We start from the raw sequence: 10,648 nt of genomic DNA on the forward strand, positions 1-10,648 counted from the left end.
CGCTCAGTCCATTTCCGAGAAGGTTTCGGCACACCAGTCGGCGATATAGTCGCGCATGCCGGTGCCGTTGTCGGCGCCGCAGTGCTCTACCTCGAAATCCTTCCTGGTGAAGATGCGGAGCGTGCGCCTGGGGCTGTTCACCGCCTGATCGTAGCTGAGCTGCGCGTTGAAGGCGGGGATCTGGCGGTCGTTCTCGCCGTGGGTGACGAGGAACGGCACGCGGATTTTCTCCACCTGCCCGTCGAGCGTGATCTGGTCGGCATATTCGAGGAAAGCGTCGCGGTCTTCGATGCCGAAGACCCACATGACGTGATCCCAGTAGTGCGGCACCGGGTTCTCGCCCTCGTTGGCGAGGCGTTCGCGCTGGCGGCGGCCCCAGACGTGGTTGGCGCCCATCACCGCGCAGAGCGCATAGCGCGGCTCGTTGGCGGCGATGCGCGGCGCGTGGTAGCCGCCGAAGGAGAGCCCGAAAATGCCGATCCGGTCATGGATCACATCGCTGCGCGTCAGCAGGTATTCGAGCGCGGGCGTGCCCCAGCGTTCTGCATCGAACACGGCGGGAAGCCCGCGCTTGCGGATCGCCTCGCCGGTGCCGGGCTGGTCCACGAACAGGGTGTTCATCCCCCGCTCCAGATTCGACTGGCCATGGCCCGCCATGCAGACCTGCTCCTTCATCGAATCGAGCCCGTTGACCGAGACCAGCGTGGGGCGCGGCGTGCCCGAACCGTCGTGGACGAAAATGGCGGTGTAGGCGCCGTCCTCGTAGGGAATCTCCACTTTGTCGACATGCAGCCCGCGCAGCTTCGCGCCCCTGTGGAACAGCTCCAGACCCTTGTCGTATGCCGCCCAGCGCGGGGCATAGTCGCGGCTCTGCATCCGTTCGGCAGCGAGGTAGTAGCCGGAGGCGCGCAAGTACTTGGTGCCGGCGGAGAGCAGGTAGCCGGCGGCTTCGTCGCCTTCCGCATTGGCCGTGACCTGATCGGCGACGGCGATCCAGCTATCGAACATCTGCGCGGAACCGGCATCGGCGCCGGCCTTGCTCGCTTCCATGATCGGGCGGTTGGCCTCGTCGATCTCACCATAATTGCCGCCACAGGCGAGCGCGAGGTTGGTGGCGAGGTTCCAGACGTAGTTTCCGGGGAACGGTTCGAACATGATCTATCCTGAAAGCGTAAGGGAGTTATTCGGCGGTCCAGCCGCCATCGACGACAAGGCTGGTGCCGGTCATCAGCGCGGAAGCGTCGGAGGCGAGGAACAGCACCGCGCCCATCAGATCCTCCACCTGACCGATGCGGCCGAGCTTGATCCTGGACAGCACGCTGGCCTTGAAGGCTTCGTCTTCGAAGAACGGCTTGGTCAGCGGGGTTTCGATGAAAGTGGGCGCGATGGTGTTGGAGCGGATGCCGTGCGGGGCAAGGTCCAGCGCCATGGCCTTGTTCATGCCCTCCAGCGCCCATTTGCTGGCGCAGTAAAGCGTGCGGTTCGGTCCGCCCACGTGCCCCATCTGGCTGCCCATGTGAATCAGGCTGCCCGGCGTGCCGATATCGATCATCCGCTTCACGCAGGCCTGCGCCACGAAGAAGGCGGACTTGAGATTGAGGTCGAGCACGGCGTCGTAATCGTCCTCGCTCACCTCCCACATCGGCTTGGGGCGGTTGGTGCCGGCATTGTTGACGAGGACGTGGAATGGGGCGCGGTCCGCGAAGAATGCGGCGACGGCGCCGAGGTCCGAAACGTCGAGTGCCGCCGCGCGAGCACCGTTACCGATCTCTGCTGCTGCAGCTTCGATCTCGGCGGAGGAGCGGGCAACAAGCGTGACCTCCGCGCCCGCTGCCGCCAGCGAGGCGGCGGCGCCGAGGCCGATGCCTCGGCCCGCCCCGGTCACCAGAGCCCGTCGCCCGTCAAGGCGCAGGCTCGGCGTCTGCGGGATCGCCACGGTCAGGCCGCCGTTTCGGGTGTCGGTTCGGCCTGCCCGGCATAGGGCACGTTGCGCCCGCCAAAGCGGCGCACGCGGATATTCGCCTGCTCGCCGTGCCCCGCGAAGCCCTCCAGCGCACAGAGACGCGAGCAATATTCGCCGATCAGCGCCGAAGCCTCATCGGTGGTGACGCGCTGATAGGTGCAGGTCTTCAGGAATTTGCCGACCCAGAGACCGCCCGTGTAGCGCGCCGATTTCTTGGTGGGCAGCGTGTGGTTGGTGCCGATCACCTTGTCGCCGAAGCTGACATTGGTGCGGCTCCCCAGGAACAGCGCGCCGTAATTGGTCATGTTCTGGAGGAAGTAGTCCGGATCGGCGGTCATCACCTGCACGTGCTCGCTGGCGATCTCGTCGGCGATGTTGACCATCTCCTCGTAGCTGTCGGCCACGATCACTTCGCCGAAGTTCTCCCAGGCCTTGCGGGCATGATCGGCGGTGGGGAGGATCTGGAGCAGTCGCTCGATCTCGGCCATGGTGGCGCGGGCGAACTTCTCGGAATTGGTCAGCAGCACGCCGGGGCTGTCAGGCCCGTGCTCGACTTGCCCGAGGATATCGGTGGCAGCGATTTCGGGGTCGCAGCCGATCTCGTCGGCAATGATCAGCGTTTCGGTCGGCCCGGCGAAGAGGTCGATGCCGACGCGGCCGAAAAGCTGGCGCTTGGCTTCGGCGACGAAGGCATTGCCGGGGCCGACGAGGATATCGACCGGATCGATGCTCTGCGTGCCGATCGCCATCGCGCCGACGGCCTGAATGCCGCCCAGCGCATAGATCGCATCGGCCCCGGCCATGGCTTGGGCTGCGACAATGGCGCGCGCCGGCTTGCCCTGGAACGGCGGGGCGCAGGTCACGACGCGCTTTACCCCCGCGACCTTGGCGGTGATCACCGACATGTGCGCGGAGGCGAGCAGCGGATACTTGCCGCCGGGCACGTAGCAGCCGGCCGAACCCAGCGGGATGTTCCTGTGGCCGAGCACGACGCCGGGCAGCGTCTCGACCTCCACGTCCTTCATCGAATCGCGCTGGATCTGCGCGAAGTTCTTCACTTGCGCCTGCGCGAACTCGATGTCCTTGCGTTCCTGCGGGGTCAGGCTGTCGACGCAGGCGTCGATCTCGGCCTGTGAAAGGCGATAGTCGTCACGGTCCCAGCCGTCGAACTTGATGGACATCTCGCGCACCGCTTCGTCGCCGCGCTTCTCGATATCGGCAAGTGCCGCCTCGACGATGTCGCGAACCTTGCGATCCGCGTCTGCCTTTGCCTCGGCAGTGGCGCCGCGCTTCAGCCAGGTGGCCATTGTATTCTCCCGATCCGGTGTGACGTGATTTTCATCGGACCTAGCGTCGGCGGGCGAGCGGGGACCATCGCATGTTATCGATGGCTTGCTATCGATCCTATGCCGTTGTTGCCGCAGGGGGGCTTCGCTAGCCGTTCTTCCAAGCAAAGAGCATTCCGGGAGAACAAGGAACAATGCGCCTCGCCACTCTCGATGACGGCACCCCCGACGGGCGCCTCGTCGTCGTTTCGCCCGAGGGCGACCGTTTCGCGCCTGCGCCTGTGGATACGCTGCAGCAGGCGATGGAAAGCTGGGCCTTCGTCGCGCCCGTGCTGGCCGGGATTTCGGAGTTTCCCGAAGAATTGGATGCCGCGTTGCTGCGTGCTCCGCTGCCGCGTGCGTGGCAGTGGCTCGATGGTTCCGCTTTCGCCTGCCACGGCGATCTGATGGACAAGGCACTGGGCGTGGTGCCGGTGAAAACCGGCAAGCCGCTGATGTATCAGGGCACTTCCGACAAATTCTACGGTCCCGCCGAGGATGTGCGTTTCCTCACCGAAGAGACCGGCATCGATTTCGAGGGCGAGTTCGGCGTGATCGTCGATGCCGTGCCGATGGGCACTTCGGCGGCAGACTGCATGAAGCACATCCGCCTGATCGTGCAGATCAACGACTGGTCACTGCGCAAGTTGGCCGGGCCGGAGATGAAGACCGGTTTTGGCTGGGTTCAGGCCAAGCCGCCGTGTTCGATGGCACCCTTCGCGGTCACGCCGGAGGAACTGGGCGGTGAGTGGCGCGATGGCCGCGTCTGTATGGACCTGCTGGTGGACTGGAACGGCCAGCGCTTCGGCGCCGCCAATGGCGAACCGATGGGCCATGGCTTCCACGAACTGGTCGCCCACGCCTGCGCCACGCGCGATCTGGTGGCGGGCACGGTGATCGGATCGGGCACCGTCTCCAACGCAAACTACCGCGAGATCGGCTCCTCCTGCATCGCCGAGCGTCGCGGCATCGAACTGGTCGATTTCGGAGAGCCCCGCACCGAATTCATGCGCTTTGGCGACACCGTGCGGATGCAGGGAACCCTTGCCGATGGCCGCGCGCCGTTCGGCGTCATCGAACAGAAGGTCGTGAAGGCATGAGTGAAGTTCTATCCGATTCCGGCCTCCCGCCCATCCAGCGCGTCGTTACCGGGCATGATGCGCAAGGCCGCGCGGTGTTCCGCTCCGAAGATGTGACGCCAACGAAGATGATCCCCTCGGGCGATGCCTCGTTCCTGACGATCTGGACCACAGCCACTGTCCCTGCGGACAACAACGACGAGACCGAAGGCCGCGAACGCCCCACCGGCACCACGCTCGAAGGTGGATCGGTGATCCGCGTGGTCGATATGCTGCCGGGCAAGCAGAGCCCTATGCACCGCACCAATTCGATCGATTACGGCATCGTGCTGAAGGGCACGATCGAACTGGAGCTGGAAGACGGCCGCAAGACGATTGTGCGCGAAGGCGGCATCATCGTCCAGCGCGGGACCAACCATCTCTGGCGCAATACTACCGCAGAGGTTTGCCGGATCGCCTTCATCCTGATCGAGGCACCGGCCTATCTCCACAACGGCGTGCCGCTGGACGAGGCCAAGCCCGAGCAGGTCGATCCGGTCTACAACGCGGCGGCGGACAAGGGCTGATGTTCGACCTCTCCGGCAAAAGCGCGATCGTCACCGGCTCCACACGCGGGATCGGACGCGCCATTGCCGAAGGGCTGATCGCACAAGGCGCGCGCGTGGTGATCTCCAGCGAGGATGCGCAGGACACCGCACGCGTCGCTGCCGAACTCGAGATGCCGGGCCAGCCTTGCGATGTGACCGACGATGCGGCGCTGGCCGCCTTGGTGGATCGCGCGGTGGCTGAATTCGGCGGGCTGGACGTGCTTGTCTGCAATGCCGGGATCACCGGCAGGGCGGGGCCTTTCGCCGATCTCGACATGGCCGACTATGCCCGTGTCATGGCGATCAATCTTACCAGTCAGGTCGCGCTCTGCAATCTGGCCCTGCCGAAAATCGCGGAGCGCGGCGGCGGGGCTGCGGTGCTGGTTTCCAGCCTTTCGGGGCTGAGGGGCAACGGGCGAATCAACGCTTATGCTCTCGCCAAGGCGGGTGTTGCGCAACTGGCGCGTAATCTGGCGGTGGAGTGGGGGCCGCGCGGGGTGCGCGTGAATGCGATCTCGCCCGGTTTCATCGCCACCGAACTGTCAGGACCTTTGCTGGCGGACGAGGCCTTCATGGCCCGCCGCATGGCGATGACGCCGCTTCGCCGCCCCGGCACGCCGCAGGAGGTCGCAGGCGCTGCCGTGTTCCTGGCTTCCGACGCAGGGGCTTTCGTCACCGGGCACAACCTCGTGGTGGACGGCGGCACGCTGATAACCGACGGTAGCTGAAAAAAGCGCTTTGATATCAGGCCGGAAAGAGAACCGGCCGAAGGAAAGGGAGAGAATGACACGCCATCATGAACCGGGCATGCTGACCGGCATCTCGCTGCTGCTGCCGATCACGCTGACAACGATGGCGATCGTGCTGTTGACGCCGATCATCCCCGATCTGATGGCGCATTACCGCACGGTACCCGGACACGAATACTGGGTGCCGATGGTCCTGACGTTGCCTTCGCTCTGCGTGGCGCTGCTCTGTCCGCTCGCAGGGATGCTGGGTGACTGGTTCGGCCGGCGGCGCCTTCTGTTGGCGGCATTCCTGCTCTATGCGGTTGTTGGCGTCATGCCGGTCTTCCTGACCGACCTCACGCATATCCTGATCTCGCGCGTGGGCGTGGGGATTGCCGAAGCGCTGATCTACGTGCTTTCGACGACGATGATCGGCGACTATTACAAGGGTGCCTCGCGGGACAAATGGCTGGCGGCGCAGACCGCCTTCGCCTCGATGTCGGCGCTGCTCTTCTTCAACCTCGGCGGTATCATGGGCGAGGGTGGCTGGCGCACGCCGTTCTGGGCCTATGCCTCGGCGCTGGTGATGTTTGTCCTGGTCTGGAAGTTCACCTGGGAGCCCTCGGGGGACGGCTCCGGGGAAGAGGGCGCCGATACAGCGCCGCATAACCGCTCTTGGGAGGGGTTCCCCTGGGCAAGGATGGCGATGATCGTTGCCATTACCGTCTACGGTTCGGTGTTCTTCTATACGGTGCAGATCCAGGCACCGAGCGGGCTTGCCGAACTGGGCCTCGCCAGCCCGGCCGAGCGAGGTTTCCTGACCTCGATCGCTTCGATCGGCGTGCCGCTGGGCACCTTCCTCTATTCGCGGCTGGGCCGTAAGTGGCCTGTCGGCAGGCTGCTGCTCCTTGAATTCGCGCTGCTCTCGATGGGCTTCATGCTGATGGCCCGGTCTGGCGCGGTGCCGGGCTTTCTCGCCGGGTGCTTCGTCAACCAGGTAGGCGCGGGCCTGCTTCTGCCGACCTTGCTGGTGTGGTCCATGTCGATCCTGAAGTTCGAATTCCGTGGACGCGGAACCGGCTTCTGGCAATCGGCTTTCGCTTTCGGCCAGTTCCTTTCGCCCATCGTGGTGACCTTCGCGGGTCAGCGCATCGGGGGCTTGCTTGGCGCTTTCTCGGTGCTCTCGATAGCGGCGCTGGGCGGCGTGATCGTCGCCTTGCTGGCTGCGCGCGCGTCTCATGGCAGGAACGGAGCGATGGCGCATGGCTGAGCGTCTGAACGACAAGATCGCGGTCGTCACGGGTGCGGCGAACGGCATCGGAGAAGGCGTGGCGGACATGTTCCGCAAGGAGGGCGCCGCGGTGATCGGTGTCGACCTTTCGGGAACGGATCGGAACTGCGACCTCACTGACGAAGCGGCCACGAACGCACTATTTGCGGAAATCGGCGCTTCGTGCGGGCGCATCGACATACTTGTGAACGCGGCGGCCTTTGCGGTGTTCGGCTGGATAGAGGACCTTGGTTATGCCGACTGGCGGAAAACGCTGACCGGCGAACTCGACATCGTCTATCTGGCGACCCGCGCGGCCTGGCCGTGGCTCAGGGCAAGCGGCAGGGCCAGCATCGTCAACTTCGCCTCCGCCAATGCCCGTCATGCCCTTGAAGGTTCTCCTGCGCTGGCGCATTGTGCGGGCAAGGGAGGCGTACTGGCCATGACGCGGCAGCTCGCGATGGAAGGCGCTCCGCATGGGATCCGCGCCAACACCATCGCGCCCGGTTTCATCCGCACCGCGGCCACCGCGCGCCACCTCGAGGCGGACCCGGCCTTCGAGCAGCAGGTTCTGGCGAAGAACATGCTCAAGCGACTCGGCGAGCCCGAGGACATCGCATGGGCCGCCACCTGGCTCGCAAGCGACGAGGCCCGCTACGTTACCGCTGCAGATATCGCGATCGATGCCGGCGCCACGGGTTGGTGACAGCGGCCAGAGGCGGCTTATCGTGCCCGCCTATCGTGCCGGCGGTGTTTGCTGCCCCGAAACATCCGGACCAGTGCCCTCCGCGTTAGGGTTTGAAGCCCCCAATTGCCCGTGTCGCGCACAATTTCGGCGCCGCGAAATCGCAGGGGCCGTTTACCTCCTATATTAGCCAATAGGTAAATGTCCGGATTGCACCGCGGATTGGTGTGTCCGATAGAATTCATCCTTGCGGCCTTGTTTACCTTTCCCTAGGCCGCAAACTGTATAAGTCACTGAATTCCGATGGATAGCGCGATTGGGGTGCGATCTGTCGGGGGGGGTGATTTTGGGGCATTATAGTTTGGTGGGGCATGACCGAAATTAAGCAAAAGAATCGCAAGGCCGTCGATGTGGCAGCCGGTGTTGACGCCGCTGTCGGTGGCACCGTTGCAGGCGCTGTCGCGGGTGGGGCCGTGGCTGAGCCGCAGGTGAACGGCAGTCTGCCGCTCTACCGCGAACCGCGGCCTGTACACAGCGTCACGCACGCCGATGCAGCTGTCGTCGTCGCGCCGACCGATTTCGGCTTTGCCGCTACCGCACCGATGATCCAGCTCACTGTTGATGAGTTCGAGCGCGCGGCACTCGACTATCCGATCCTGTTCTTCGGCGAAGATCGTCAGCCCTACGTCGTTACCGGCCTCGAAGCCGAGCGGAACCTTTTCGTTTCGGAAGGGCGCTATCAGGCGGGGGCCTACATTCCGGCCTACCTGCGCCGCTATCCCTTCGTCTTCGCCCGTGACGAGGGAAGCGATCGCCTGATCCTCTGCCTCGACCACGCGTCGGGCCGCGTTGCGAACAGGGGCGATGAAGATTCGGTCGTCCTTTTCGAAAAGGGCGAACCTACCGAACTGACGCTGCAGGCGCTGCACTTCTGCGAGAATTACGAAGCGGCTCAGGCACGCACCCGCGTTCTCATTGCCCTTCTGGACGAACTCGACCTGTTCGAGCCCAAGCGGGTCCATTACACGGCGCCGAATTCGACCGAGCCTAGCCTGCTGGTGGAATATGTGACCGTGAACCGCGCCCGGTTCGAGGGGCTGGATTCCGAACAGTTCCTGCGGCTGCGCGAAGCGGGAGCGCTGCCCGCGATCCATGCGCAGATCGCTTCGCAAGCGAAGTGGGACGCCCTGGCGGCCGTCGCGCGCGACACCTGACACCGACCCGACCGGCACCGCCTTGCCTGCTCCCGATGGGAGCGGGGAGGGCGGCGTTGACTCGCGTGCGCGTAATCAAACCGGAAAAAATTTCTTAACAATCTGATAAGTAAGAAATTCTTCCTCTTCATTTCTAAGTGTTGTCCCGGATTCCCCGCTGGCGATCCCGTGTCGTACAGCTGTGAAATCCCGCCCCGGGGGCGGGCCGGGCAACTTGCCGACCAGGCATCCGGGGGGCATACCTTGTACACTTCTGAACCTTTCGCTGGCCGTTCCACCGCGAGCACGGCGCAGGACCGCCCGTCCCGTTCCTGGCGTTCGAGCGCGTCCGTGGCGACGCTTGCAGCGATGATGGTATTCGGCGGTGTCCTGCCGGCTCAGGCTTCTGCCGCTCCAACCCCGACGCCATCCCCCGCGCCTGCCCCCACGCCGTCCCCGATCGTCATGCCGCCGGTCGCGCGCAGGTCCTCAACCCGGTGACCGGCGAGTTCGAGACCGTCACCAAGCAATTGCCGCCGATGCAGGTGCAGACGGACGGCAACAACGTTATCCTGCTCGCGGACGAGGTCGGACAGACGTTCGACGTTTCGGGCACGACCTACACGGTCACCGCGGTCACCACGGATGCGGGCGGCGCCGTGACCGCGGTTTCGCTGGAAAGCTCTGCCGACAACACGATCAGCACGACCGACGCCGTCACCTCGATTGCGCCTGCCACCAATGCCACCGGCGCCGACGAGGTGCAGTTCCAGTCAGGCATCAACGACAGCATCTACCGCAAGGTCCTGCGCGGGCGGAACGGCGGCAATGGCCATATCGGCGCGCTGTTCATTTCCGCCGGGGACGGTGGCTCCGGCGCCAAGGGCGATGACATCAACCAGACGATTTCGGGGTCCTATACCTCGCGGTCGAACAATCTGGCGGCCGTCATCGTGCAGAGCATCGGCGGTGACGGCGGCAAGGGCGGCAACGGCTATCTTGGTTCGGACGGCGGTTCGGGCGGCAACGCCGGCGTCGGCGGAGACGTCAACCTCGTCAGCAATGCCCAGGTCCTGACCACCGGCAGCAACAGCTACGGTATTCTCGTCAGCAGTTCGTCGGGCAAGGGCGGCGCGGGTGGTTCCGGCTTCCTGTCGGGCGGCGGTTCAGGCGGCGGGTCTCCGGGCGTAGGCGGAGACGCCACGGCCACGAACAACGGCACGGTCGCCACGCAGGGTGCAGGCTCGATCGGCATTCTCGCACAGAGCCTCGGCGGTTCGGCCGGTGACGGCGGCGGTAGCTGGGGCCTCGTCTCGTCGAGCGGCGGCGGCAGCTACGGCGGCAAGGGCGGTGACGTCCGGGTCAACCAGAACGGTGTGGTCCAGACCGAGGGCGAGGGCGCGCACGGCGTGCTCGCGGAATCCATCGGCGGTTCGGGCGGCGATGGCGGCAGCGGCGGCGGCCTGTTCGCCGACGGCAGCAACGGCGGCGCCGGCGGTCCGGGCGGCGACGCGACGATCACGGCCGGCAGCAATTCGTCCACCAAGACTTCCGGCGATTTCGCCCTGCCTTCTTCGCGCAGTCCATCGGCGGCGGCGGCGGCAACGGCGGCACCACGGTGGGTCTGGTGGCGCTCGGCAGCGCGGGCAGCCAGGGCAGCGACGCGGGCTCCGTGATCGTGAATCTTGCCGCCGGTGCCTATGCCTCGACCTCCGGCACCGGCTCTTACGCGGTGCTGGCGCAGTCGGTCGGCGGCGGCGGCGGCAGCGCGGTGCTGGCGCAGTCGGTCGGCGGCGGCGGCGGCAGCGCCGGTGTTGC

The 10,648-nt window shown here is 65.3% G+C and carries 10 protein-coding genes; 7 read left to right on the top strand and 3 right to left on the bottom strand.

The features are described 5' to 3' along the window. Positions 1 to 3 precede the first annotated feature (3 nt). Genes ADT71_RS07720 through hisD form a run of 3 tightly spaced genes read right to left on the bottom strand, consistent with a single transcriptional unit; the run spans position 4 to position 3,270 of the window. Entirely contained in the window at positions 4 to 1,155 is a 1,152-nt protein-coding gene (locus ADT71_RS07720; RefSeq protein WP_054436052.1) for an alpha/beta hydrolase, read from the bottom strand. Between the two features lie 25 nt (positions 1,156 to 1,180). Beyond that, complete coding sequence (locus ADT71_RS07725) at positions 1,181 to 1,936, bottom strand: SDR family NAD(P)-dependent oxidoreductase (protein ID WP_054436053.1); 756 nt, start codon at positions 1,934 to 1,936, stop codon at positions 1,181 to 1,183. A 2-nt stretch (positions 1,937 to 1,938) separates the two neighbouring features. Then, positions 1,939 to 3,270, bottom strand: coding sequence for a histidinol dehydrogenase (hisD, locus tag ADT71_RS07730; RefSeq protein ID WP_054436054.1), 1,332 nt, complete (start codon positions 3,268 to 3,270; stop codon positions 1,939 to 1,941). A gap of 173 nt (positions 3,271 to 3,443) precedes the next feature. Between hisD and ADT71_RS07735 the strand changes: the two genes are divergently transcribed. The 7 genes from ADT71_RS07735 to ADT71_RS07765 all read left to right on the top strand — a co-directional run bounded on the left by ADT71_RS07735 (position 3,444) and on the right by ADT71_RS07765 (position 10,506). Then, positions 3,444 to 4,388 (top strand): fumarylacetoacetate hydrolase family protein, encoded by a 945-nt coding sequence (locus tag ADT71_RS07735; protein WP_054436055.1) that lies wholly within the window; start codon positions 3,444 to 3,446, stop codon positions 4,386 to 4,388. Next, a complete protein-coding gene (locus ADT71_RS07740) occupies positions 4,385 to 4,933 on the top strand; it encodes a cupin domain-containing protein (RefSeq protein WP_054436056.1) in 549 nt (182 codons plus the stop codon). The genes ADT71_RS07735 and ADT71_RS07740 overlap by 4 nt, the downstream gene beginning before the upstream one ends. Further along, positions 4,933 to 5,682: an SDR family NAD(P)-dependent oxidoreductase gene (locus tag ADT71_RS07745; RefSeq protein ID WP_054436057.1), complete on the top strand. Its 750-nt coding sequence runs from the start codon at positions 4,933 to 4,935 to the stop codon at positions 5,680 to 5,682. Before ADT71_RS07740 ends, ADT71_RS07745 begins: the two co-directional genes overlap by 1 nt. A gap of 55 nt (positions 5,683 to 5,737) precedes the next feature. Then, positions 5,738 to 6,952, top strand: coding sequence for an MFS transporter (locus ADT71_RS07750; protein ID WP_082370215.1), 1,215 nt, complete (start codon positions 5,738 to 5,740; stop codon positions 6,950 to 6,952). Further along, a complete protein-coding gene (locus tag ADT71_RS07755; RefSeq protein ID WP_082370216.1) occupies positions 6,945 to 7,658 on the top strand; it encodes an SDR family NAD(P)-dependent oxidoreductase in 714 nt (237 codons plus the stop codon). The genes ADT71_RS07750 and ADT71_RS07755 overlap by 8 nt, the downstream gene beginning before the upstream one ends. 350 nt (positions 7,659 to 8,008) lie before the next feature. Continuing rightward, positions 8,009 to 8,851: a SapC family protein gene (locus ADT71_RS07760; RefSeq protein WP_054436060.1), complete on the top strand. Its 843-nt coding sequence runs from the start codon at positions 8,009 to 8,011 to the stop codon at positions 8,849 to 8,851. Positions 8,852 to 9,327: 476 nt separating this feature from the next. Beyond that, entirely contained in the window at positions 9,328 to 10,506 is a 1,179-nt protein-coding gene (locus ADT71_RS07765) for a hypothetical protein (protein WP_054436061.1), read from the top strand. Positions 10,507 to 10,648: the final 142 nt, after the last annotated feature.

It is taken from the genome of Novosphingobium sp. ST904, from assembly GCF_001298105.1.
Classification (GTDB): domain Bacteria; phylum Pseudomonadota; class Alphaproteobacteria; order Sphingomonadales; family Sphingomonadaceae; genus Novosphingobium.